Below are 21,954 nucleotides of genomic sequence, written 5' to 3' on the forward strand. Positions count from 1 at the left end.
CCGACGTTTTTGACGATACGAATGACGATATAAAAACTGCAATTTTTGATGTTTGCCAACTAATTTTAGTAAAAAAAGGTACTGGGCCTACTCATACGGGCGTCATCGTCGCTGGTTTTGGCAAAGATGATTTATTTCCGACTCTTGTGCCGTATGAAGTTTACGGAGTTGTGGGAGACCGTCTAAAATACTGGAAGAGCGATGAAGTCGACATAGATCGCTCCGGTGATAAAGCTAAGGTGATACCATTTGCACAGAAAGAAATGGTGGAACGTTTCCTGTATGGCCTAGATGAGGGCATCCGACGGAATGTCGCAAGTTTCTGCCGAACTGCGGTGCCTAAGAGGCCGTTTGGAAAATCGTTAGCGGGGGTTGTCGCGAGGCTCTGCGTCTGATTCAGGCTCTGGATGTGGACCCATCAGAGCCGAGGGCGAATGGCCCAGATTGCCAAGAAGACGAAGCGCTATCCCAGTGATCTGACCGATGAGGAATGGGATCGCCTGGCGCCCCTGATGCCCAAGCCTGGGCGCCGTGGCCGTCCACGCGAGGTGGATTTTCGCGAGGTAATCAACGCCGTGCGCTACCTTGTTCGGTCGGGCTGTGGCTGGCGGATGCTGCCGATCCATTTCGGTGCATGGCAGACGGTTTATGGCTGGTTCCGGGAACTGGCTCGCAGGTTCCTGTTCCAGACAATCCACGACATCGAACTGATGCTCGATCGCGAGCGCCAAGGGCGGGAGGCCAGTCCGAGCGCAGCAGTGATCGATAGCCAGTCGGTTAAGGCACCATCCGCAGAAAAGCGTGGGTTCGACGCAGGCAAGAAGGTTGTCGGGCGCAAGCGGCATATCGCCGTCGATACCGATGGACGGCTACTGATGGTCAACCTGACCACTGCGGACATTTCGGACAGCGCAGGTGCCCAGACCATCCTTGATGGCATCCGCAAACGCTGGCCCTGGATCAAACATCTCTTCGCCGATGGCGCCTATGACCGCCTCAAGCTCATGGACAAGGCAAGCTATCTGGAATTCGTCATCGAGGTCATTCGACGCAGCGATCAGCAGCAGGGCTTCAAGGTTCTGCCCCGACGATGGGTCGTCGAGCGGACCTTTGGCTGGATGATCCGATGGCGCCGATTGGTCCGCGATTACGAGAAGCGCATCGACGTCTCGCAGGCCATGATCCTCGTCGCCATGGGCGGTAATCTCCTACGCCGAAATGCTCATCCCTGATTTTCCAAACGGACTCTAATATCAGGAAGAAAATCCTTGAAAAGTTGGAAATGAGCGAGGAGGATGAAGCGAGCCTGACTCGAGATGCAGAAGAAGCGGAGAAGGCATTTTTCGACGGACTAACGAACGATAGCTTTGAAGCCATTCGTCAACAATCTCAGGAGGAGATTGAAGACATGGTTGAGTTCATGCCGAAACCAGAGATGGCGCGCATGGCCGAAGCGCTCGTAAATTTAACGTCAATTAAACGGCGTGTATCCCGGGGTATGGAAACGGTCGGAGGGCCGATTGACGTCGCGGTGATATCCCGTTCCGAGGGCTTTGTATGGGTAAAACGGAAACATTATTTCCCAGCTGAGTTGAACTCTCGGTTCTTCGAACGTAAGCGCGCAGAGCGAATCATGGAGGGATGAGCGATGAACGATCTTAGCTGCACGATGGACATGCTCGCAGGCCTGAAAGATTTGCGTGATCGCACCGCTCGCAAGCACCCCGAAGTTAACGAAGCCCTTCAGGAAGCTATCGACGATACCTGCTCCAAGATTGAAGCTGCCTTTGCCCAACAGAGCAAAGTTCGAGCGCGCCTACGCGCTTAGCGCGTTTGACTGGCATGGTTTCAGACCGGAATACGCCTTTAAGTGGGGAACCACTCAATGCTTAGATAAGCATGCAGGCGGACCAATGATCGCGGAACCACCGACACAGGGCCGGTGGCAGTTGCGCGTCGATCAGGAATTTCATTCGGCGGCAAGCACCACGGGATGACCGGCCATGGCGGCGGCATAGGCCAGCGCCGCGCGCACATCATCCTCGCTGAGATAGGGAAAATCGGCGACGATCTCGTCCACGCTCGCCCCACCAGCCAGCATCTCCAATATGTCGCTCACCCGCACCCGTGTTCCGGCCACGATCGGCCGTCCGCCGCAAATGGCGGGATCGACAGCGATACGGGGAAAGCATGCCAGCGTCATGACCGGCAAACTATCAGACAAGCCGCCGCCCTGCTATAGTGCCGCGATGCCCGAGGATGACGCCTTCACCGAAGCCGACTTCGATCCGCCACCGCATCTGCGCGGACCGGAAGACCCGGTCGCCTATGACCAATGGTTTCGGGCGCAAGTCGAAGCTGTCCTCGCCAGCGACAAGCCCCGCATCCCGCATGAAGAGGTCGTGCGGATGATGCGGGCCATCATCGATCGCAAGCAGAACAAAACCTGAAATCCTATTCCGCTGTCCTACACCCCGCCTTTCTGCCTACCCTTCCGGCAACGCGTCCTCTTTCCCTGAAAGGGCCTTGCCATGTCCTGCGCATTTCCGCCGATCACGCCGCCCCTGCCGGACACTATCCCCACGCCCGATCCGCAGCGGCGGGTCGATGGCTGGAGCCCGGCGCGCCAGCGGCGCTTCCTGGAGATACTTGCCGCCACCGGCGTCATCATGCTCGCCTGCGAAGGGGTGCGCATCACCGCGCGCTCGGCCTATAGCTTGCGCATCCGCCATGACGGCGCCGCCTTTCGCCTGGGCTGGGACGCCGCGATCCTGATCGCCCGCGCCCGCCTTGCCGACGATCTCCTGTCGCGCGCGATCATGGGCAGCGAGGAGACCATCCGCAAGGATCCCGACAATTATGAGGTCCGCCGCCACCGCCACGACAATCGCCTCGCCATGTCGATGCTCGCGCGGCTCGATCGCATGGCCGACAGCCCGCCCGAAGGGTCGGACGCCGCGCTCGCCCGCGTCGTGGCGCAGGATTTCACCGCCTATCTCGACCTGATCTGCCCGGCCGAAGAGGCCGACAGGGAGTCCGAACTGATCGGCCTGCCGCGCACCGGCATGGAGCGCATGGCCCGCGACATGGCGGACGCCCGCCTGCTCAACGGCGACCAGCCCGAGACGCCCGAACCCGTCGCGCCGGAGGCGGCAACCGCCCTCGCCCCCGCCGCCTCGGTCGCGCTCTTCATCGCCGCCCGGCTGGCGCTCCAGCCCGGTGCGAAACGCCCGCCCATCCAGCCCGGAATCTCGCCCTTTTCCGACCGCAATGAACGGTGTGAACTTCCGCCCCATATCCACCGCGCCGACCTGCCGCCGGAGGAGGCCGCGACCCGTTTGCGCGGCGTCTGGTGGGATGAGGATCGCCAGGAACTGCGCACCGATTACCCCGCCCCGCCCGGCTTCACCGGCGACCAGAGCGAGGATTATTACGATATCGACGAGTATGACCGCGCCCTGACACAAGCCGAGGAGGCAGCCTATGCCGCGGAGCTGGAGGCGCAGGCCCGCCCCTATGAGGAGGCCGCCACCCGCGCCCGCGACGCCCGTTTCGGCTTCGCGCCGGGCAGTGACGAGGAAATCGCCGTGCTGGAAGCGGCCGGCTACGAGCTTCTGAGCGAGGAGGAGGAAGACGAGAAGGAAGACGAGGACGCGGCCGCAGACCCCGCCGAATCGGCCAGTGATTTGCCAGGACGCCCGCAATGCCGTACAAGGGCGCTGCTATAGTCGCAAATCGACGGTCTTCGGCGCTTTGCGGCACCTATCTCCCTCTTTCCCTGCCCCTCTAGCGACCCGGCGTGCCCGCCATGGGTCCGCCGCATGAAAGAAGGAAATATCATGAGCAGCATCACCGGAACCGTGAAGTTCTTCAACGCCGACAAGGGCTATGGCTTCATCGAGCCCGACACCGGCGGCCAGGACGCGTTCGTCCACATCAGCGCGGTCGAGCGCGCCGGCCTCGCCACCCTGCGCGAGAAGGACCGCGTCACCTATGATCTGGAGCAGGACAAGCGCGGCAAGATGGCCGCGGTGAACATCGCCCACGCCGAATAATCGGCCAATCGGGCCGGGCGCCGCCTCACCGTGGCGCCCGATCCCGATCAGATATAATCCTCGGCAATGCTGGCGCCGAGCAGGATCAGGTTCGCCGCGATCAGCATCGCCATGTTCGCGCGCCGGCTCCGCACCCGCAGCAGCGCGACCAGCAGGGTCAGCAGCCCCACCAGCCCGCCCAGCAGGATCGGCGCGGCATAGGGGGCAAGCGGTCCGGCGGGGGCATCGGCCACCGGCCTTACCTCCTCCAGCACGCCCTGGCCGATCGTGACCGCGACATTGGCCAGCAGCAGCCCGCCGATCACCATCCGCTTCTGCCGGTCATACCAGTCGTCGAAATCGGGCCATTGTTCCGGCTCGTCGGGAAAGATCAGCGACGCGGCAAGATGATAGACGCCCACGATCGCCAGCACTACGACCAGCGTCAGATAGCTCGCATCCATCTGCTCCCGCATGATATAGGCGCTGCCCCAGAAGCTGGTGAGGTCCAGCAGCACGAACAGCCCCAGCAGCGGCGTCAGCCAGCCGATCCGCACCGGCTTGGCGGTCCGCTTGAGCTTGAGCGCGCGGGCAAAGCCGCCCAGCACCTCGGCGATCGCCAGCCCCAGCAACAGCCCGAACACCGCGAACACCAGATCGAATGCCGACATTGCCACCCCCTTGTCACGGCGGCCCCCGCCACCGTCCGTCGCAAGACTAGCAAGGCCCGTCGCGGACGCAATCATGCTCGGAACCCTTGTCGCCGACGCCGGTTCTTTTCCCCGACTGGCAACCAAGGAGTTCCCCATGATCCGCACCCTGATTTTCGGCGCCATCGCCGGCTATGTCGGCAAGAAGCTCTATGACGATGGCAAGCTGACCGAGTTCAAGGACGACCTCGTCGCCCGCTATAACGAAGCCCGTGCCAAGCTGGAGGACCAGCGCATCCAGGACAGCCCGGCTCCGGTCGTCACCCCGGCCACGGCCAGCGGCGCCTCGCCCCTGGCCCATTAAGCCCCATCCTCTCGGCGGCGCGCCATCTCGACGCGCCGTTGATGCCGTCCGCTCGCTGCCGCACTCCCCTCTCGATGGCAGCGGCGGGCGGTTTCGCGTTTCTGATCAGTATCTTGGCGCAACCTTCGCGCCGCTTGCGGGTTCTCCTCCCGACAGGGAAAAGAAGAGGAGACTATCCCGTGCGTACCCCCATAATGGCGCTTGCCGCCCTTGCCATGCTCCCGCTCGGCGCCTGCGCCTCGGACAATTATGGCGGCGGCTATGGCTATGACCGCCCCGGCGGCTACAACCGCCCGCCCGGCGGCCGTGACCGCGACCGGGATCGCCGCCCGCCGCGCCGCCATCTCGGCGACAATGACCAGATCTACCGCGACCGCGACGGCCGCTATTATTGCAAGCGGGATGACGGCACCACCGGCACCATCGTCGGCGCCATCGCCGGCGGCGTGCTCGGCAATGTCATCGCTCCCGGCGGCTCCAAGACGCTCGGCACCATCCTGGGCGGCGCCGGCGGCGCCCTTGCCGGCCGGGCCATCGACAAGAACGACATCAACTGCGAATGACAAAAAAGGCGTGGGGATCGCTCCCCACGCCCTTTCCTACTCAAGCCAATCCGGCTTACAGCTTGCCGGTCAGTTCCGGCACCACCTTGAACAGATCACCGACCAGGCCGATGTCGGCCACCTGGAAGATCGGCGCATCCTCGTCCTTGTTGATGGCGACGATGGTCTTGCTGTCCTTCATGCCGGCGAGATGCTGGATCGCACCGGAAATGCCGATGGCGATATAGACTTCCGGCGCGACGATCTTGCCGGTCTGGCCGACCTGATAGTCGTTGGGGACATAGCCCGCGTCGACCGCAGCGCGCGAGGCACCCACGGCCGCGCCCAGCTTGTCGGCCAGCGGCATGATATATTCCTCGAAGGTCGGACCGTCCTTCAGCGCGCGGCCACCCGACACGATCACCTTGGCGCTGGTCAGCTCGGGCCGTTCCAGCTTGGCGATCTCGGCGCCGACGAAGGCGGAAATGCCCTTGTCGCCGGTCGAGGCCACGGCTTCCACCGCGCCGCTGCCGCCGTCCTTGGCCGCCTTTTCAAAGGCGGTGCCGCGAACGGTAATGACCTTCTTGGCGTCCTTCGACTTGACGGTCGCGATCGCGTTGCCGGCATAGATCGGGCGAGTGAAGGTATCTTCGCTCTCGACCGACAGGATGTCGCTGATCTGCATGACGTCCAGCAGCGCGGCGACGCGCGGCGCGATATTCTTGCCGTTGCTGGTGGCCGGCGCGACGAACGCATCATGATGGCCCATCAGCTCGACGATCAGCGGCGCGACATTCTCCGGCAGCGCATGGCCAAAGGCCGCGTCGTCGGCGACATGGACCTTGCCCACGCCGGCGATCTTGGCGGCTTCGGCGGCCACGCCGTCGACGCCCTGGCCGGCGACCAGCAGATGGACTTCGCCCAGCTTGGCGGCGGCGGTCACGGCGGAAAGGGTCGCGTCCTTGACGGCGCCGCCCTCATGTTCAACCCAAACGAGCGTCTTCGTCATGCTGCAACTCCCAGAGCCTTGAGCTTGGCCACCAGTTCATCGACATCGGCAACCTTGATGCCGGCCGAACGCTTGGGCGGTTCGGAGACCTTGAGCGTCTCCAGACGGGCGGCGATGTCGACGCCGTAGTCGGCCGGGGTCTTGGTCGCGAGCGGCTTGGACTTGGCCTTCATGATGTTCGGCAGCGACGCATAGCGCGGCTCGTTGAGACGCAGGTCGGTGGTGATGATCGCCGGGGTGTTGAGCTTCACCGTCTCCAGGCCGCCATCGACTTCGCGGGTGACATTGACCTTGTCGCCCTCGACCTCGACCTTGCTGGCGAACGTGCCCTGCGGCAGGTTCAGCAGCGCGGCGAGCATCTGGCCGGTCTGGTTGCTGTCATCGTCGATCGCCTGCTTGCCCAGGATGATCAGGCCAGCGCCTTCCTCTTCCTGCACCTTGGCGAGCAGCTTGGCGACGCCCAGCGGTTCGACTTCGTCATCGGTCTGGATCAGGATGGCGCGGTCCGCGCCCATCGCCAGCGCGGTGCGCAGCGTTTCCTGCGCCTTGGCGACGCCGATCGATACCGCCACGACCTCGGTCGCCGCGCCCTTTTCCTTCAGACGAATGGCTTCCTCGACGGCGATTTCGTCGAACGGGTTCATGCTCATCTTGACGTTGGCCAGGTCCACGCCCGTGCCATCCGCCTTCACGCGCGGCTTTACGTTGTAATCAATAACCCGCTTCACGGGCACAAGGATCTTCATTTCAACATCCTCCATTTTCACGCCATCGCCCGCCAACGCGAACACGGACGTGGGCGACCCGTTTCCGGGTCACCCACGCCCTATGGCGTATCTTCTCAGGTGATTAGGGGGCTCAGGCCGCCTTCCTCACTTCTGCCACGATCTTCTTGGCCGCATCGCCCAGATCGTCGGCGGGGACGATCGGCAGACCCGAATTGGCCAGAATGTCCTTACCCTGCTGGACGTTGGTGCCTTCCAGGCGGACAACCAGCGGAACCGACAGGTTCACTTCCTTGGCAGCTTCGACGATGCCATTGGCAATGATGTCGCACTTCATGATGCCGCCGAAGATATTGACCAGAATGCCCTTAACGGCCGGGTCCTTCAGGATGATCTTGAACGCCGCGGTCACCTTTTCGGTGGTGGCGCCGCCACCTACGTCCAGGAAGTTGGCGGGGAATTCGCCATTCAGCTTAATGATGTCCATGGTCGCCATGGCCAGGCCAGCGCCGTTCACCATGCAGCCGATGTTGCCGTCCAGCTTGATGTAGGCAAGGTCGTACTTCGACGCTTCGACTTCGGCCGCATCTTCCTCGGTCAGGTCGCGCAGTTCGGCGATGTCCTTGTGACGGAACATGGCGTTGCCGTCGAAACCGACCTTGGCGTCGAGGACGAGGAGGTTGCCCTGCTCGGTCAGCGCCAGCGGGTTGACTTCGATCTGCTCGGCATCGGTGTCGAGGAACGCGGCGTAGAGCGACGATGCGACCTTCGAAGCCTGCTTGGCGAGGTCGCCGGTCAGGCCCAGCGCAGCGGCAACGGCGCGGCCGTGGTGCGGCTGGAAGCCGGTGGCCGGATCGACCGAGAAGCTGTGGATCTTTTCGGGGGTCGAGTGGGCGACCTCTTCAATGTCCATGCCGCCTTCGGTCGACACGACGAAGGCGATGCGGCTGGTGGCGCGATCGACCAGCAGCGCCAGGTAGAATTCCTTGGCGATGTCGGCGCCGTCGGTGATGTACAGACGGTTGACCTGCTTGCCCGCTTCGCCGGTCTGGATGGTGACCAGCGTGTTGCCGAGCATGTCGGTGGCGTGGGCCTTCACCTCGTCCAGGTTGAAGGCCAGGCGGACGCCGCCCTTGGCTTCGGGGGCCAGCTCCTTGAACTTGCCCTTGCCGCGGCCACCAGCGTGAATCTGCGACTTCACGACATAGAGCGGCCCGGGCAGCTTCTTGGCAGCCTCGACGGCTTCCTCGACGGTGAATGCAGCGTGACCGGCGGCGATCGGCGCGCCATACTTGGCGAGCAGTTCCTTCGCCTGATATTCGTGAATGTTCATGGGCTAGCCCGTCCTTTGTTCACAGGAAAACTGTTGGGGCGGGTTAAGCACAGGCGAAGAAGCAGGGCCAGAGCGATTTCGCAAAACGACTTTGCAAAATTGCAAAACCCTTGCGAAGCCCGCCCCTGCTTTATTGTGAAATCGGCGTCAGAAAGAGCAGTGAATGGCGGCCTTGCTGGTCACCAGGAAAATCTCCGGATCCTCCAGCGCACGGACCTTATAGAGCAGTTCGTCCATGCTCATCTTGCCCATGTGCGACTTGTGGAGCGAGGCGATCGACTGGAGCCGCCTCAACTGCACCAGGCTGAGCCGATCGACCATGCGTTCGGCCATACAGCCCGCCATTCGCGGCGAAAGACCAGCATCGATCAGCCCGGCGCGCACGCGTGATTCGGGGGAAACGCTGGCGCAGGAGGCCAGCAGAAGGGAGCCGGCGAGCGCGCCGATCGTTGCACGAAAAGATATGGTTGCCATGGGCATGGCCATGACAGCAGATGGCTGAACAGAGCCTAAATGCGCAGGACAGCCAAAGGAGTTTGCATGGATCGGATATTTTCCGCCCTGTCGGCACGGATCGCCAGTTGGACCGGCCAGCCGCTCGCCTTCATCCTGGCGGTCGGCGTGGTATTGATCTGGGGCGTGACCGGCCCGCTCTTTCATTATTCCGACACTTGGCAACTGGTGATAAACACCGGCACGACCATCGTCACCTTCCTGATGGTCTTCCTGATCCAGAATGCCCAGAACCGCGACGGCGCCGCGATCCAGGCCAAGCTCGACGAACTGATCCGTTCGATCGAGACCGCGCGCAACGATTTCATCGGCATCGAACATCTGACCGAAGCCGAACTGGAAAAGATCAAGACGATATTGGAACGGGAATGCGGTGCCGATGGCCCGCATCAGGACGTGATCGATCGCCTGATTTCCCGTCGATAGCGCGATGGCGCGACGGTCGGAGGATCAATGTGCCGGAATGATCAGCCTCTCCCGCTGCTCATTGCGCCTGCGATAGGCTTCGACCTGATCGATGTAACCGCGTGCCAGCCCTTCATAGGCAGCGCGCCCCTCGGGCGATGTTGTTGCCTGCGCGTTTATCAGCGACATCTGCTGGCGATGCAGCAGATAGTTGACGTCCGTCTCCATCGGTTCGCCCTCCTCCCGTATTTTTCGAAAGTGCGGTCGGCGCGCTGACGCGAAGCGAGTCGCGGCAACGGCAGGGCGATAGTAGCATGAAGGTTAATGCTACGCGATTCCCCTCACCCTGCGCCCCGCTCGACCGATCGCGGCATTGGCGCGAAACGGAGGACCGCATAACCGCACAGCGCGGACAGCAAGGATCCGCCAAGGATGCCGATCTTGGCCTCCTCGACCAGCAATGGCTGCCCCGGAAAGGCGAGCGCGCCAATAAACAGGCTCATGGTGAAGCCAATGCCGCACAACAGCGCCATGCCGTAAATCTGCACCCAGGTCGCCCCCGAAGGCCGCGCCGCGATGCCCAGTTTCTGCGCCAGCCAGATGCTACCGAACACGCCCAGTTGCTTGCCAAGCAGCAGCCCCAGCGCCACGCCGATCGGCAAGGGACTGAGCAGAGCGCCGATCGCTTCGCCATTGAGCGTGATGCCGGCATTGGCAAAGCCGAAGAGCGGCACGATCAGATAGGCGCTCCAGGGATGGATCAGATGTTCCAGGCGATGGAGCGGACTGTCCACCGCATCCGGCGCACCCGGCGTGCGATTGACCGGGATGGTGATGGCGGCAAGCACGCCCGCGATCGTCGCATGCACGCCCGACAGCAGCATCAGATACCAGAGCAGCAGGAAGCCGATGAGATAAGGTGCCAAGGCCCGCACGCCGACACGGTTCATGCCGAACATGACCAGCAGGACGACAAAGGCGCCGGCCAAAGCCATGATATCCAGCCCCTGGCTATAGGCCAGCGCAATGATCGCGACCGCGCCCATGTCGTCGACGATCGCGACAGCCGTCAGGAACAGCTTGATCGATGCGGGCGCCCGCGATCCCAGCAGCGCCAGAACCCCGATCGCAAAGGCAATATCGGTGGCCGCCGGAATCGCCCAGCCGCGCGCCAGGGCCGGTTCCCCAGCCGTAACGGCCAGATAGACCAGCGCCGGCGCGATCATGCCCGCCCCCGCCGCAATGAAAGGCAGGCGCCGCCTCTCCCAGGTGGACAGGCCGCCATCGACGAACTCACGTTTGATCTCCAGCCCGACCAGCAGGAAGAAGATCGCCATCAGTCCGTCATTGACCCACAAATGGATCGTCATGGGACCGAGCGCAGGAGCAAGCACCGGCCCCGTCACCATATGGAAGATGTCATGATAGACATGGCCGGCAGCACCAGGAAGATTCGCCATGATCATTGCGATCGCGGCCGAAATCATCAGCAAGACGCCACTGCCTGCTTCTCCCTTCAGGAAATTCCTGAGGGCGGACACGGGCCGTTCGGTCACGTCTCTTCTCCATAAGTGCTTGCCGGTGCTGCCATTCTTCCCCCTTAGGGAAATTTCCGCTCAGGTCCAACCCAGATCCGCCGGCCATTGTTGACAGATTTTCTCCAAAATACTTGGAAGACCGCTGTTCTCATGGCATAAATTCGCCCAGCCGCATGGCGATCGGGACAGGGGAAATCCGGGATCGTGGGGGACATGCTCTTTGGCGCGCTGCAGGCGCTGCATTATGAGATATTGTTGTTCGCGGTCATCGGCTTTGCATTGGGCGGGCTGGATGATCTGGCGATCGACCTTCTGTTCCTGATCCGCCGAGCGTGGCGGGCGGTCCGGCATCCTCGCCGCCTCCGCATGACGATGGCGACATTGCCACCTTCATCGACGCCCGGCCGTATCGCCATCTTCATTCCCGCCTGGCAGGAAGCGGAGGTCATCGGCGCGATGCTGCGCCATGCCGTACATTGCTGGGGCGATGCCGATTATCGCATATTCGTCGGCGCCTATCCCAATGATCCGGCGACGATCGACGCGATCGCATCGGCCGCCATCGATCAACCGCATATCATATTGTGCCTGAATGACCGCCCCGGCCCGACCACCAAGGCCGATTGCCTGAACATCAACTGGCGCAGCATGCTGGCGGAGGAAGGTCGAAGCGGCATCCGGTTCAAGGCCATCGTCATGCACGATGCAGAAGACGTCGTGCATCCCGATGAAATCCGGCTGTTTGACCACATGATCGACCGGTTCGCGCTGGTGCAATTGCCGGTACTGCCACTACCGGGTCGCGGCACCTGGTTTTCCCGTGCGATCGCCAATCATTATTGCGATGAGTTTGCGGAAGCCCATGGCAAGTCCCTGACAGTGAGGGAATTTCTTGGTGCATCCATTCCCTCTGCTGGCGTCGCCTGCGCCTTTGAAAGAAATATATTGGCCGCTCTCGCCCCGCATACCGGCGCTGGGCCATTCGATCCGGGATCATTAACCGAAGACTATGAGGCAGGGTTGCGGATCGCCGACATGGGCGGCCGGGGCATCTTCCTGCGCATCCGTGATGCTCAAGGCCGACTGGTCGCGACCCGCGAATATTTTCCCGACAGCGCCCCGGCCGCCATCCGCCAGAAGGCACGCTGGATCATCGGCATTTCGCTTGCCGGCTGGGACCGGATGGGCTGGCAGGGTGGCCCGGCCGAATGGTGGATGCGGATCAGGGACCGGCGCGCCACCCTTGCGGCCCTGATCATCGTCGCCGCCTACGCCACGCTGCTGCTCTGGAGCATATTGGAACTGGCGCGCCCGTTCCTGGCGCCGCAAATGCGCCCATCGACACCGCTGATCGACACCTTGCTGACGCTCAATCTCTGGCTCATGGCATGGCGCATCACGATGCGCGCGATCTTTGCCGGCCATGCCTATGGCTGGCGGCATGGACTGGCGGCCGTGCCGCGCATGTTCGTCGGCAACGCGATCGCTATCCTGGCCGCCCGGCGCGCCGTGATCCTCTATGTCCAGTCGCTGCTTGGCAAGCCGCTGGTGTGGGACAAGACGCAACATCGTTTCCCCGACATGGAGGAGCAGGCATGATCGGATCATCGGCCGATGGACGGCCGGTGCGCTTCTTTTTCATGCTGTGCATCGGCTGGACCGGCATGCGCCTGTTCGGCACGATCGCTTCGACAGCGCCGCTACCAGCGACAGTGCCAGCCCCGGCCAAAGGCAGTCGGATCGACTCCCCCACTCGTCAGGAGCGCATGATCCCGATCATCCACAGAGCAGAGACAGCAATATATTCTGGCAATAAGTGGCAACCCATCCGTGCGAGTTCGCCCGTCAAGCCAGTCCGGACCTCTTATGCCATCGCGCCACTATCGACCGCATGGTCGTTGAACTCTGGCGCCTCCAGACAAAGACCTCCCCTAGCCCGACCCAAAGCCATGGATCCCCTCGCCATTTCGGTATCAACCATATCGCCCGTCGGCCATGATCGCTGGCAAGGCAGCGCTTGGCTGCTCTGGCGCTCCGGCGGTGGTTCATCGGCAGACCTCGCCACCGTGGGGCGCCTTGGCGGGTCGCAGGCCGGCGCGCGGATCGACTTCGACCTGATGCCCCGATCCTCGGGGCGCCTTGCAGCTTATGGTCGGGCCACGACGGCCCTCCAGTCGCCAGAAGCGCCCGAAACCGCGGTCGGCCTGTCCTATCAGCCAATACGCCATATTGCCGTCAGCCTTGCCGCCGAGCGACGGATCGCGCTCGATACCCAGGCGCGCGACGCTTTCGCTCTGTTGCTCGTCGGCGGTTTTGGCCCCAAACCCGTTGCCGGGCCGATCGAGGCCAGCCTGTACGCGCAGACCGGCATGGTAGGGCTGCACAAGCGCGATCTTTTCATCGACGGAAAATTCTCGCTGCTCGCGCCGATCAAGGACAGCCCTCTACGCGTTGGTCTCAGCCTGTCTGGTGGTGCGCAACCCGATGTCGAACGACTGGATATCGGCCCCGAAATCCAGTTTCGTCTGCCCCTTCAAGCGATCGCCGCACGCATCGGGATCGAATGGCGTGAACGCGTCGCCGGCCAAGCCAAACCGGCTTCCGGCCTGGCGGTCACACTCGCCGCCGATTTTTAGCCTGCCGGCCATCTCCCGGCTTTCGCTCGGAGTCTTTTGTCTCTAACCCGATGGGGCATGGATCTATACCTGCCCATCGCCAATCTGTCGGTGAACGCCCTGGTCATCATCGGACTGGGTGGCGTCGTCGGCCTGTTGTCGGGCATGTTCGGCGTGGGTGGCGGCTTCCTCACCACGCCGCTGCTGATCTTCTATGGCATCCCGCCCACCGTCGCAGCGGCCTCTGCCGCCAGCCAGGTAACCGGCGCCAGCGTATCAGGCGTCGTTACTCATATGTCGCGCGGCACCGTCGATTTCCGCATGGGCGGCGTACTGATCGCCGGCGGCGTGGTCGGCGCGGGCCTTGGCGTCCTCATCTTCCGCCTGCTCCAGTCGCTGGGGCAGATCGATACGGTGATCGGCATTCTCTATGTGCTGATGCTGGGCGGCATCGGATCGCTGATGGCGAAGGAGTCGATCCAGGCACTGATCGCGCTCAAGACCGGCAAGCGCATGCAGGCGCGCAAGCGCCGCCACCATCCGCTGGTCGCCGCACTGCCGATGCGCTGGCGCTTCTATCGCTCGGGCCTCTATATCTCGCCGCTGGCTCCGCTGCTGCTGGGCATGGCAACCGGCATCCTGACCATGTTGCTGGGCGTGGGTGGCGGCTTCATCCTGGTGCCGGCGATGCTCTATCTGCTCGGCATGAACACCCAGTCGGTGGTCGGCACATCGCTGTTCCAGATATTGTTCGTCACCATGGCCACGACCATGATGCATGCGATGACGACCAAGGCGGTCGATCTGGTGCTGGCCATGCTGCTGCTGATCGGCAGCGTCACAGGCGCGCAGGTCGGCACCCGGCTGTCGATGACGATACGGCCTGAATATCTGCGTATCCTGCTCGCCGCGATCGTGCTGCTGGTCGCCGCGCGTATGGCGCTGGGGCTGGGCTGGCGGCCCGACGAAATCTTCACGATCGACGTGAAATGAGGATATCCCGCCTCATCCTGCCGGCCCTGGCCCTGCTGCTGAGTGCCGCGGACGAACCGCAGCTGGTGCCCGATGTGTCCCAGCGCGAGGTCGAGATCCAGTACAGCTTCACCGGCGCGGACCTGCTGCTGTTCGGTGCGATCGTCTATCCGGACGGGCGACGGCCGGACAAGCCGGCGGACATCGTCGTCGTGCTGAAGGGCCCCGAACAGTCGATCACCATGCGCGAAAAGCAGAAGGTGGCCGGCATCTGGGTCAATGCCGACCGCGCCCGATTTCGCTCAGCGCCCAGCTTCTATGCCATGGCCTCCTCCCGGCCGATCGACCGGATCGTCGATGAGCGCACGGCGGCGATCTACGAACTTGGCGTCGACAAGCTGCAACTCTCCCCCTCCTCGCTCAACGACAGCGCGGAACTGGACCGGTTCCAGGCTGGCCTGGTCGATCTGCGTCAGCGCAACGGCCTGTTCGTTGAACGCCCCGGCACAGTGGAGATCAGCGACGGCGTGCTCTATCGCGCCCGCCTGCCGCTTTCGGCCCGTGTGATCGTGGGCGACTATACCGCCGAAACCTTCCTGGTGCAGGACGGCCGCGTCGTGGCAGCGGCGGTGCGCGACATCCATGTCCGCAAATCGGGCTTCGAACAGTTCATGGCCGTCGCGGCCGAACGCTGGTCTTTCCTCTATGGCCTGACCGCCATCGCCCTCGCCGTTGGCATGGGCTGGGCCGCCGGCGCAGTCGCCCGCCGCATCTGATCGACCGCCTCTCCAAAAGTTCATCTTCCAGCCACGCTATCGCAGGCCGTCATGGGCCATATCGGTCGTGCCACCTCCCCTCCCCCTTGGGTGGCACGAAACAGGCCAGCTTGGACCAGCTGGCCGAACGGTCGGAACGCGTGGGTCTTGTTCCGACCGCTCACAGCCCGGCACGTCGGTCTCCTCCCGACGTGCCGGGCGCTCAGGTCGATCGAGGAGACGGCATGATGGCGCGCGGTGGCAAGAGCATCCGGTATATCCTGCCCATCCTGATCCTCGCCCTGCTGGCGGCGGCCTTCCAATGGCTCGGCTATCTGGGCGGCGATCCCTTTTCTCTCTCCCGCCCCCGGGGCTATCGGCCGGGCCATGGCACGCCGATCGCCATCATCCTGTCGGGCGACATGGGCATGAAGGTCGGCATGGGGCCGGGCATCATGGCCCGCCTGACGCAAGGCGGCCTGCCGACCGTCGGCGTCAATTCGCTGACCTATTTTCGCAAGACTCGCAGCCCGGCAGAGGTCACTGCACTGATCGGCGAAGCCCTGGCCCAGGCCCACAGCATCGATCCCGCTGCGCCGGTCATCCTGATCGGCCAGTCCTTCGGCGCCGACATGGCGCATGTCGGCCTTGCCACGCTGCCCCCCGCGCAACGCCGTGCCATCGCCATGGTGGCGCTGGTCGTGCCAGGCGCCACGGTCGAATATCGCGCTTCGCCCGGCGAGATATTCACCTTTGCCATGGCGGAGGCGGATGCCCTGCCGACAGCACGCCAGCTCGACTGGGCGCCTTTGCTCTGCGTTCATGGGCAGGAGGAAGCGGCCAGCCTGTGCCCATTGCTGCACCAGCCCAATGTGCAGACCGTCGCGCTGCCGGGCGGACATCCATTGGACCATGATGTCGATGCGCTCTACCATGTCCTGCACGCGGTCTTCGCCCGGCAGGGATTGATCCGGAAGACCTGACCCATGCATCACGCCCTGCGCCCGTTCCTTGCCGGCATCAGCCTGATCATCGCCGTTCCGGCGATGGCGGCCGATCCGGTGCTGGGTTCCTGGATCAATCCGCGCGGCAGCGTCACGGTCACGACCGGCGCCTGTCAGGACAGATTGTGCGGCTGGGTCAGCCACGCCAATGCAGAAGCGCTGGCCGATGCCAGCGATGCCGGCATCCCGCATCTGGTCGGCACCACCCTGTTGCAGGATTACCGCCCCAAGGGACCGGGCCATTGGGCCGGGCGGGTCTATGTGCCCGACATGGGCCGCACCTTCTATTCCACCATCGATCAGCAGGGCCCCGACCAGCTGAAGATTTCCGGCTGCATCCTGGGCGGGCTGTTCTGCCGCAGCCAGCTCTGGCACCGGGTCAAGACGGGATAGCGGCGGATGGGGGCCATGACATATTTGCGCCGTTACCAGACGCCCTTGTCGGTTGGGCTGGTCGTGCTGCTTGCCGCGCTCGGCTTCGTCGCACTCTACCATCTTTTGCATGATGTGCATGTGCGCGACATCCGCGCGGCCTTTCATGCACTTGGCCCGGCAGCCCTGATCCCCGCCCTGCTGCTGACCGCGATCAGCTATGTCACGCTCACCTTCTACGACGTGCTGGCGCTGCGCTCGATCGGCCGCCCCTTGCCCTATGGCACGGCGGCGCTCGCTTCCTTCACCAGCTATACGCTCAGCCATAATCTGGGCCTGTCGCTGCTGACCGGCGGATCGGCACGCTACCGCATCTACAGCGCGGCGGGGCTGGGCGTTGCGGACGTAGCGCGCGTGGTCGCGATCGCCGGCGCCACCTTCTGGGGCGGGGTTCTGACGCTGGCGGCGATCATGCTGGTCTGGCGGCCGGAGACGCTGTCGATGGGCGATGTCCGCCTGTCCGCGCCGGCATTGCGTGTAGCCGGAAGCCTGACCCTCACGGCCATCATCGGCCTGATCCTCTATGCCGGCCGGCAGGGACGGATGCTGCATTTTGGCCGCATGTCCCTGCCGCTGCCGCCCGCCTCGCGAATATTCTGCCAGATCGGCATCGGCGCCATTGATCTCGCTGCCGCCAGCGCGGCGTTGTTCGTCCTGGTGCCCGGTATCGGCCTGCACGCTTGGCCTGCCTTCTTCTTGGGCTATGCGCTCGCCATCGTCGCCGTGCTGCTGACCCATGTGCCCGGCGGCGTCGGCGTGTTCGAACTGGTGATGCTCGCCGCCCTGCCCGGCGTGGACCGGCCGCAACTGGTCGCCGCGCTGCTCGCCTATCGGCTGGTCTATTATATCCTGCCGCTGCTGATCGCTGTCGGCATCATCGTTGCGCAGGAGGGCTGGCGCTGGCGGCAGCCGCTGCGCCGCACCCTGCGCGGCCTGCAGGCCGTCACCACTGGCCTCGCACCGATCATGACGGCGGCGCTCGTCTTCCTGGGCGGCGCCATCCTGCTGGTATCGGGTTCGCTCCCGGCCATCCCGCACCGGGTCGCGACCCTCAACAGCGTCGTGCCCTTGCCCTTCCTCGAAGCCTCCCACATGGCCGGCAGCCTGGTCGGCGCGGCGCTGCTGATCCTGTCGGCCGGTCTCTATCGGCGGCTGGACGGGGCCTTCTGGCTGACCCGCATCCTGCTGCTGGCCGGCGCGATCTTCTCGCTGCTCAAGGGGCTGGATTATGAGGAGGCGGCGGCGATGCTGCTGATCGCCGCGCTGCTGCAATGGGCGCGCCCGGCCTTCTATCGTCGGACCCAGCTCATCGCCGACGCCTTCACCCCCGGTTGGCTGGCGACGGTCGCAGTGGTTCTGGGCCTCTGCGTCTGGATCGGCTTCTTCGCCTACAAGCATGTCGAATATCAGAACGACCTCTGGTGGCATTTTGCCGCCCGCGCCGATGCCTCGCGCTTCCTGCGCGCCAGCCTCGCCGTGGCCGTCCTGCTGATTGGCGTGGCGCTCTGGCGCCTGCTGCGCCCGGCCGCGACCATTCCCGCCTTGGCCAGCAATGCCACCGTCCCGCCGGAGGCTGCGCTGGCGTTGGCCGAGCGCACCGACGCCAATCTCGCCTATATCGGCGACAAGCGCTTCCTGGTGTCGGATGGCGGCACCTGTTGCCTGATGTACCAGATCAAAGGGCATAGCTGGATCGTCATGGGCGATCCGATCGGCGCCCGAAGCGAGTGGGCGGACCTGCTCTGGCGCCTGCGTGAACAGGCCGATGCGGCGCAGGGCCGCCTGCTGCTCTACCAGATCAGCCAGGACATGCTGCCGCTGGCGATCGAACTGGGGCTGCAGATCGTCAAATATGGCGAGGAAGCGCATGTCGACCTGGCCGGTTTCACGCTGGACGGCCCGGATGCCAAGCCGCTGCGCTATGCGGAGCGGCGCGCCGTGCGTGAGGGCGCCAGTTTCGAGCTCATCCCTGCCGCCATGCTGGACGCCGAGATGGACCGGCTGGCGGAGATTTCCGCTCATTGGTTGCGGGCCAAGGGGCATAAGGAAAAAAGCTTCAGCGTCGGCCGGTTCGATCGCGCCTATATGGCGCGGTTCGACTGTGCCGTGGTCCGGCGCGAGGGGCGGATCGTCGCCTTCGCCAATATCTGGGCGGCACCCGACCGGTCCGAACTGTCGGTCGACCTGATGCGCCATGACGAGGACGCCCCTTATGGCACGATGGATTTCCTCTTCATTCACCTGATGCTGTGGGGGCGTGAGCAGGGCTATCGCTGGTTCAATCTGGGGCTTGCGCCCTTGTCCGGCCTTGAAGCCCGCCGCCTCGCCCCGCTCTGGTCTAAGCTGGGCGCGCTGCTCTATCAGCATGGCAATGCGCTCTATGGCTTTGAGGGGCTGCGCGCCTACAAGGACAAGTTCGGGCCGGAATGGGAGCCGCGCTTCGTCGCCGGGCCGCAGGGCCTGTCCTTTGGTCGGGCGCTGCTCGACCTTCAGGCACTGATCGCCGGATAGCCATTGCGTGGCAGGCGCATCCCGCGATAGCGCTGGGCGATGCACGCCATCCATCATATCGCCATCATCGGGTCCGACTATGCCCGGTCCCGCCATTTCTATGTCGACATTCTCGGCTTTCCCGTGCTGAACGAGGTCTATCGCGCCGAACGCGACAGCTGGAAATGCGATCTGGCGGTCGGCGATGCGCAGATCGAGCTCTTCTCCTTTCCCAATCCCCCGTCGCGCCCTTCCCGCCCCGAAGCCTGTGGCCTGCGCCACCTTGCCTTTGCCGTCAGCGACCTGGATGCGGAGGTCGCCCGGCTCGAAAGCCATGGCGTGGCGTGCGAGCCGGTGCGGGTGGACGAATATACCGACCGGCGCTTCACCTTCTTCGCTGACCCAGACGGACTGCCGCTGGAGCTTTACGAGGATCAGGTCCGCGCCATTTGACAGCATCAGGTCATGGCCCTTAGGTAACCGGTATCAATAAACGGGAGAGGGTCATGTCAGTCAGCCGACGGGACGCATTGCTGGCGACGGCTTCGGCCGCGCTGGCGGGTGGTTTGAGCGAGGCGCGGGCGGCGCCCCCTGCCCCACCGGCCACGCCTGCCCCCGCGCCCGACTGGCGGCGCGGCTTCGACAATCAGCGCGTCGCCGATCTGGGCGATGGCCGCTTCCTCAATCCGCTGATCGCCGGCGACCATCCCGATCCCACCATTCTGAAGGATGGTGCGGATTATTACATGACCTTCTCGACCTTCGATTCCTATCCCGGCCTCATCATCTGGCATTCGCGCGATCTGGTGAACTGGCGGCCGATCGGCCCGGCGCTGCACAAGAATATCGGATCGGTCTGGGCGCCCGAACTGTGCAAGCACAAGGGCCGCTATTATCTATACATCCCGGTCAAGGCGTCTCCCAACACCAGCTATGTGATCTGGGCCGACCGGATCGAGGGACCGTGGAGCGATCCGATCGACCTCAACCTGCCCAACCATATCGATCCCGGCCATGCGGTGGGCGAAGATGGATCGCGCTGGCTGTTCCTGTCGGGCGGCGACCGGGTGCGCCTGACCGACGATGGCCTGGCGACCGTCGGTCAGCCCGAACATGTCTATGACCCCTGGCACTATCCCGACGACTGGGATGTCGAGGGTTTCTCGCCCGAAGGCCCCAAGATTTTGCGCCATAAGGGCTATTTCTATCTGGTGACCGCCGTGGGCGGCACGGCCGGGCCGCCGACCGGCCATATGGTGATCGCCGCCCGGTCGCGGTCGATCCATGGACCGTGGGAAAATTGCCCGGCCAATCCGATCGTGCGCACCATCGATCGCGCCGAAAAATGGTGGTCGCGCGGCCATGCCACCCTGGTCGAGGGACCGGACGGCAGTTGGTGGTCGGTCTATCATGGCTATGAAAATGGCTATTGGACGCTGGGGCGGCAGACCTTGCTCGACCCGGTCGAATGGACGGCGGACGGCTGGTTCCGCATGACCGGCGGCGACCTGTCGCAACCGATCGCCAAGCCCAGGGGCGGGCAGGCCGAGCCGCATGGCCAGGCGCTGTCGGATGATTTCAGTTCGCTGCACCTGGGATCGCGCTGGAATTTCTTCAAACCGGCGCCGCAGGAGGCCCAGCGCGCGCGGGTCGAGAACGGATCGCTGATCCTGAAGGCCAGCGGCACCGCCCCCTCCAGTTCGTCGCCACTGCTGCTGGTCGCGGGCGACCAGGCCTATCAGTTCGAATGCACGATCGAGATTGCGCCGGGTGGCGTCGCCGGGCTGCTGCTCTTCTATGACGAGCAGCTTTATTGCGGGCTGGGCTTCGACCAGGAGCGGTTCGTCACCCATCAATATGGCATAGAGCGCGGCCGCCCCGCCAATCCCCATGGCCGCCGGATGCGGATGCGCGTCACCAACGACCGGCATATCATCCGCTTTCACATCAGCGGCGATGACGGCAAGAGCTGGAAACGGTTCGACCGGGGGATGGAAGTGTCGGGCTATCACCATAATGTGCGTGGCGGCTTCCTGATGCTGCGCCCCGGCCTCTATTCTGCCGGCGCGGGTGAAGCGCGCTTCACCGACTTCCGTTTTCGCGCACTCTAAGGCCGATTGCAGCCGACACGCGACGCGACAGTCGAAGTTCACAGTGTCGTGCGGGCTATTTCGGGCCAATGCGCCTGTCATGCGCCCGCGACGCGCCGGCCACGCGCCTGTGACGCGACAGTGGCGGGGAAAACGGGTCACGCCCGCGCGCCTTCGACGCGACGGCGAGGCGACAGTGAAGCGACAGCTGCGCGACAGGCGGACGGCCTGGAAAAGAGAGGGGGCGGCGCTTGCATGCCCAAGGGTAGATCAGAGAAGGGCCGAGTAGGAAAGCCGGGGGAGCGTCGCGAAAGCCCACCCCGCTGCGACTAGCGCGCTGCGCGCGCGAGTCTCGCTGCCCCTTGTATCTGTGCCTGAGGTCATGAGGATGACCTGGCACCATGAGATCGGGTGGCCACCCGATCTCATGGCCGCAGTGTCGACGCCCGTTGCCCCTCAGGTCCGTTCGACCGTCGGGAGTTT

27 protein-coding genes are annotated in these 21,954 nt (G+C 63.9%); 19 read left to right on the forward strand and 8 right to left on the reverse strand.

Translation table 11 applies throughout. The features are described 5' to 3' along the window. The 4 genes from CG471_RS30770 to CG471_RS22690 form a co-directional block, all read left to right on the forward strand. Positions 1 to 395: hypothetical protein (locus CG471_RS30770; RefSeq protein WP_218964276.1), on the forward strand; the 395-nt coding region annotated here is incomplete at its 5' end. A gap of 12 nt (positions 396 to 407) precedes the next feature. After that, on the forward strand, positions 408 to 1,232 hold the full coding sequence (locus tag CG471_RS22680; protein WP_099233842.1) for an IS5 family transposase: 825 nt from the start codon (positions 408 to 410) through the stop codon (positions 1,230 to 1,232). Positions 1,233 to 1,282: 50 nt separating this feature from the next. After that, positions 1,283 to 1,645, forward strand: a complete 363-nt coding sequence (locus tag CG471_RS22685; protein ID WP_218964277.1) for a hypothetical protein — start codon at positions 1,283 to 1,285, stop codon at positions 1,643 to 1,645. A 3-nt stretch (positions 1,646 to 1,648) separates the two neighbouring features. Next, positions 1,649 to 1,828, forward strand: coding sequence for a hypothetical protein (locus tag CG471_RS22690; protein WP_099233843.1), 180 nt, complete (start codon positions 1,649 to 1,651; stop codon positions 1,826 to 1,828). A gap of 141 nt (positions 1,829 to 1,969) precedes the next feature. Here CG471_RS22690 and CG471_RS22695 read toward each other — a convergent pair whose 3' ends face one another. Beyond that, positions 1,970 to 2,203, reverse strand: a complete 234-nt coding sequence (locus CG471_RS22695) for a DUF433 domain-containing protein (RefSeq protein ID WP_099233844.1) — start codon at positions 2,201 to 2,203, stop codon at positions 1,970 to 1,972. Between CG471_RS22695 and CG471_RS22700 the strand changes: the two genes are divergently transcribed. From CG471_RS22700 to CG471_RS22710, 3 genes are all read left to right on the forward strand, one after another. Next, positions 2,202 to 2,450: an addiction module antitoxin gene (locus CG471_RS22700; protein WP_257211658.1), complete on the forward strand. Its 249-nt coding sequence runs from the start codon at positions 2,202 to 2,204 to the stop codon at positions 2,448 to 2,450. The two genes, CG471_RS22695 and CG471_RS22700, sit on opposite strands and share 2 nt — an antisense overlap. Positions 2,451 to 2,531: 81 nt before the next feature. Beyond that, positions 2,532 to 3,728, forward strand: coding sequence for a hypothetical protein (locus tag CG471_RS22705; RefSeq protein ID WP_099233845.1), 1,197 nt, complete (start codon positions 2,532 to 2,534; stop codon positions 3,726 to 3,728). Positions 3,729 to 3,839: 111 nt separating this feature from the next. Beyond that, entirely contained in the window at positions 3,840 to 4,055 is a 216-nt protein-coding gene (locus tag CG471_RS22710) for a cold-shock protein (protein ID WP_004207726.1), read from the forward strand. A gap of 47 nt (positions 4,056 to 4,102) precedes the next feature. Here the strand turns inward: CG471_RS22710 and CG471_RS22715 are convergent, their stop codons facing one another. Further along, the gene (locus CG471_RS22715; RefSeq protein WP_099233846.1) at positions 4,103 to 4,705 is read right to left on the reverse strand and encodes a hypothetical protein; all 603 of its coding nucleotides are present in this window, start codon (positions 4,703 to 4,705) and stop codon (positions 4,103 to 4,105) included. A gap of 136 nt (positions 4,706 to 4,841) precedes the next feature. Between CG471_RS22715 and CG471_RS22720 the strand changes: the two genes are divergently transcribed. Then, positions 4,842 to 5,048, forward strand: coding sequence for a hypothetical protein (locus tag CG471_RS22720; protein ID WP_004207728.1), 207 nt, complete (start codon positions 4,842 to 4,844; stop codon positions 5,046 to 5,048). 179 nt (positions 5,049 to 5,227) lie between these two features. Next, on the forward strand, positions 5,228 to 5,611 hold the full coding sequence (locus CG471_RS22725) for a glycine zipper 2TM domain-containing protein (RefSeq protein ID WP_004207729.1): 384 nt from the start codon (positions 5,228 to 5,230) through the stop codon (positions 5,609 to 5,611). A gap of 55 nt (positions 5,612 to 5,666) precedes the next feature. Here the strand turns inward: CG471_RS22725 and CG471_RS22730 are convergent, their stop codons facing one another. From CG471_RS22730 to CG471_RS22745, 4 genes are all read right to left on the reverse strand, one after another. Continuing rightward, the gene (locus tag CG471_RS22730; RefSeq protein ID WP_099233847.1) at positions 5,667 to 6,599 is read right to left on the reverse strand and encodes an electron transfer flavoprotein subunit alpha/FixB family protein; all 933 of its coding nucleotides are present in this window, start codon (positions 6,597 to 6,599) and stop codon (positions 5,667 to 5,669) included. After that, on the reverse strand, positions 6,596 to 7,345 hold the full coding sequence (locus CG471_RS22735; protein ID WP_099233861.1) for an electron transfer flavoprotein subunit beta/FixA family protein: 750 nt from the start codon (positions 7,343 to 7,345) through the stop codon (positions 6,596 to 6,598). Before CG471_RS22735 ends, CG471_RS22730 begins: the two co-directional genes overlap by 4 nt. Positions 7,346 to 7,457: 112 nt before the next feature. After that, complete coding sequence (gene sucC, locus CG471_RS22740) at positions 7,458 to 8,657, reverse strand: ADP-forming succinate--CoA ligase subunit beta (RefSeq protein WP_099233848.1); 1,200 nt, start codon at positions 8,655 to 8,657, stop codon at positions 7,458 to 7,460. A 147-nt stretch (positions 8,658 to 8,804) separates the two neighbouring features. Continuing rightward, positions 8,805 to 9,131, reverse strand: a complete 327-nt coding sequence (locus tag CG471_RS22745; protein ID WP_026109351.1) for a hypothetical protein — start codon at positions 9,129 to 9,131, stop codon at positions 8,805 to 8,807. A gap of 66 nt (positions 9,132 to 9,197) precedes the next feature. On the opposite strand from CG471_RS22745, the gene CG471_RS22750 reads away from it, so the two are divergent. Continuing rightward, positions 9,198 to 9,596: a low affinity iron permease family protein gene (locus CG471_RS22750; RefSeq protein ID WP_099233849.1), complete on the forward strand. Its 399-nt coding sequence runs from the start codon at positions 9,198 to 9,200 to the stop codon at positions 9,594 to 9,596. A 24-nt stretch (positions 9,597 to 9,620) separates the two neighbouring features. Here the strand turns inward: CG471_RS22750 and CG471_RS22755 are convergent, their stop codons facing one another. Together CG471_RS22755 and nhaA are read right to left on the reverse strand one after the other, a co-directional pair. Continuing rightward, the gene (locus CG471_RS22755; RefSeq protein WP_099233850.1) at positions 9,621 to 9,803 is read right to left on the reverse strand and encodes a hypothetical protein; all 183 of its coding nucleotides are present in this window, start codon (positions 9,801 to 9,803) and stop codon (positions 9,621 to 9,623) included. 113 nt (positions 9,804 to 9,916) lie between these two features. Next, complete coding sequence (nhaA, locus tag CG471_RS22760; protein ID WP_099233851.1) at positions 9,917 to 11,131, reverse strand: Na+/H+ antiporter NhaA; 1,215 nt, start codon at positions 11,129 to 11,131, stop codon at positions 9,917 to 9,919. 195 nt (positions 11,132 to 11,326) lie between these two features. On the opposite strand from nhaA, the gene CG471_RS22765 reads away from it, so the two are divergent. From CG471_RS22765 to CG471_RS22805, 9 genes are all read left to right on the forward strand, one after another. After that, positions 11,327 to 12,712, forward strand: coding sequence for a glycosyl transferase family protein (locus CG471_RS22765; protein WP_099233852.1), 1,386 nt, complete (start codon positions 11,327 to 11,329; stop codon positions 12,710 to 12,712). Continuing rightward, entirely contained in the window at positions 12,709 to 13,749 is a 1,041-nt protein-coding gene (locus tag CG471_RS22770) for a hypothetical protein (protein ID WP_257211659.1), read from the forward strand. Before CG471_RS22765 ends, CG471_RS22770 begins: the two co-directional genes overlap by 4 nt. A 57-nt stretch (positions 13,750 to 13,806) precedes the next feature. Then, positions 13,807 to 14,721: a sulfite exporter TauE/SafE family protein gene (locus tag CG471_RS22775; RefSeq protein ID WP_004207740.1), complete on the forward strand. Its 915-nt coding sequence runs from the start codon at positions 13,807 to 13,809 to the stop codon at positions 14,719 to 14,721. Then, on the forward strand, positions 14,718 to 15,476 hold the full coding sequence (locus tag CG471_RS22780) for a TIGR02186 family protein (RefSeq protein WP_099233854.1): 759 nt from the start codon (positions 14,718 to 14,720) through the stop codon (positions 15,474 to 15,476). The genes CG471_RS22775 and CG471_RS22780 overlap by 4 nt, the downstream gene beginning before the upstream one ends. A 224-nt stretch (positions 15,477 to 15,700) precedes the next feature. Further along, a complete protein-coding gene (locus tag CG471_RS22785) occupies positions 15,701 to 16,438 on the forward strand; it encodes an AcvB/VirJ family lysyl-phosphatidylglycerol hydrolase (protein WP_099233855.1) in 738 nt (245 codons plus the stop codon). Positions 16,439 to 16,441: 3 nt separating this feature from the next. Continuing rightward, a complete protein-coding gene (locus CG471_RS22790; protein WP_099233856.1) occupies positions 16,442 to 16,852 on the forward strand; it encodes a DUF2147 domain-containing protein in 411 nt (136 codons plus the stop codon). A 6-nt stretch (positions 16,853 to 16,858) separates the two neighbouring features. Continuing rightward, a complete protein-coding gene (gene mprF, locus CG471_RS22795) occupies positions 16,859 to 19,402 on the forward strand; it encodes a bifunctional lysylphosphatidylglycerol flippase/synthetase MprF (RefSeq protein WP_099233857.1) in 2,544 nt (847 codons plus the stop codon). 39 nt (positions 19,403 to 19,441) lie between these two features. Then, complete coding sequence (locus CG471_RS22800; protein WP_099233858.1) at positions 19,442 to 19,834, forward strand: VOC family protein; 393 nt, start codon at positions 19,442 to 19,444, stop codon at positions 19,832 to 19,834. A 53-nt stretch (positions 19,835 to 19,887) separates the two neighbouring features. Beyond that, on the forward strand, positions 19,888 to 21,492 hold the full coding sequence (locus CG471_RS22805) for a family 43 glycosylhydrolase (protein ID WP_099233859.1): 1,605 nt from the start codon (positions 19,888 to 19,890) through the stop codon (positions 21,490 to 21,492). Positions 21,493 to 21,954 lie beyond the last annotated feature (462 nt).

The sequence above is a fragment of the Sphingobium sp. IP1 genome, from assembly GCF_002708645.1.
Classification (GTDB): domain Bacteria; phylum Pseudomonadota; class Alphaproteobacteria; order Sphingomonadales; family Sphingomonadaceae; genus Sphingobium; species Sphingobium yanoikuyae.

What these genes read in the sequence shown, in the direction of transcription:
- CG471_RS22680 (WP_099233842.1), top strand. Translation starts at nt 408, where the DNA reads ATGTGGACCCATCAGAGCCGAGGGCGAATGGCCCAGATTGCCAAGAAG.
- CG471_RS22685 (WP_218964277.1), top strand. Translation starts at nt 1,283, where the DNA reads ATGAGCGAGGAGGATGAAGCGAGCCTGACTCGAGATGCAGAAGAAGCG.
- CG471_RS22690 (WP_099233843.1), top strand. Translation starts at nt 1,649, where the DNA reads ATGAACGATCTTAGCTGCACGATGGACATGCTCGCAGGCCTGAAAGAT.
- CG471_RS22700 (WP_257211658.1), top strand. Translation starts at nt 2,202, where the DNA reads ATGACCGGCAAACTATCAGACAAGCCGCCGCCCTGCTATAGTGCCGCG.
- CG471_RS22695 (WP_099233844.1), bottom strand. Translation starts at nt 2,203, where the DNA reads ATGACGCTGGCATGCTTTCCCCGTATCGCTGTCGATCCCGCCATTTGC.
- CG471_RS22705 (WP_099233845.1), top strand. Translation starts at nt 2,532, where the DNA reads ATGTCCTGCGCATTTCCGCCGATCACGCCGCCCCTGCCGGACACTATC.
- CG471_RS22710 (WP_004207726.1), top strand. Translation starts at nt 3,840, where the DNA reads ATGAGCAGCATCACCGGAACCGTGAAGTTCTTCAACGCCGACAAGGGC.
- CG471_RS22715 (WP_099233846.1), bottom strand. Translation starts at nt 4,705, where the DNA reads ATGTCGGCATTCGATCTGGTGTTCGCGGTGTTCGGGCTGTTGCTGGGG.
- CG471_RS22720 (WP_004207728.1), top strand. Translation starts at nt 4,842, where the DNA reads ATGATCCGCACCCTGATTTTCGGCGCCATCGCCGGCTATGTCGGCAAG.
- CG471_RS22730 (WP_099233847.1), bottom strand. Translation starts at nt 6,599, where the DNA reads ATGACGAAGACGCTCGTTTGGGTTGAACATGAGGGCGGCGCCGTCAAG.
- CG471_RS22735 (WP_099233861.1), bottom strand. Translation starts at nt 7,345, where the DNA reads ATGAAGATCCTTGTGCCCGTGAAGCGGGTTATTGATTACAACGTAAAG.
- sucC (WP_099233848.1), bottom strand. Translation starts at nt 8,657, where the DNA reads ATGAACATTCACGAATATCAGGCGAAGGAACTGCTCGCCAAGTATGGC.
- CG471_RS22745 (WP_026109351.1), bottom strand. Translation starts at nt 9,131, where the DNA reads ATGGCAACCATATCTTTTCGTGCAACGATCGGCGCGCTCGCCGGCTCC.
- CG471_RS22750 (WP_099233849.1), top strand. Translation starts at nt 9,198, where the DNA reads ATGGATCGGATATTTTCCGCCCTGTCGGCACGGATCGCCAGTTGGACC.
- CG471_RS22755 (WP_099233850.1), bottom strand. Translation starts at nt 9,803, where the DNA reads ATGGAGACGGACGTCAACTATCTGCTGCATCGCCAGCAGATGTCGCTG.
- CG471_RS22765 (WP_099233852.1), top strand. Translation starts at nt 11,327, where the DNA reads ATGCTCTTTGGCGCGCTGCAGGCGCTGCATTATGAGATATTGTTGTTC.
- CG471_RS22770 (WP_257211659.1), top strand. Translation starts at nt 12,709, where the DNA reads ATGATCGGATCATCGGCCGATGGACGGCCGGTGCGCTTCTTTTTCATG.
- CG471_RS22775 (WP_004207740.1), top strand. Translation starts at nt 13,807, where the DNA reads ATGGATCTATACCTGCCCATCGCCAATCTGTCGGTGAACGCCCTGGTC.
- CG471_RS22780 (WP_099233854.1), top strand. Translation starts at nt 14,718, where the DNA reads ATGAGGATATCCCGCCTCATCCTGCCGGCCCTGGCCCTGCTGCTGAGT.
- CG471_RS22785 (WP_099233855.1), top strand. Translation starts at nt 15,701, where the DNA reads ATGATGGCGCGCGGTGGCAAGAGCATCCGGTATATCCTGCCCATCCTG.
- CG471_RS22790 (WP_099233856.1), top strand. Translation starts at nt 16,442, where the DNA reads ATGCATCACGCCCTGCGCCCGTTCCTTGCCGGCATCAGCCTGATCATC.
- mprF (WP_099233857.1), top strand. Translation starts at nt 16,859, where the DNA reads ATGGGGGCCATGACATATTTGCGCCGTTACCAGACGCCCTTGTCGGTT.
- CG471_RS22800 (WP_099233858.1), top strand. Translation starts at nt 19,442, where the DNA reads ATGCACGCCATCCATCATATCGCCATCATCGGGTCCGACTATGCCCGG.
- CG471_RS22805 (WP_099233859.1), top strand. Translation starts at nt 19,888, where the DNA reads ATGTCAGTCAGCCGACGGGACGCATTGCTGGCGACGGCTTCGGCCGCG.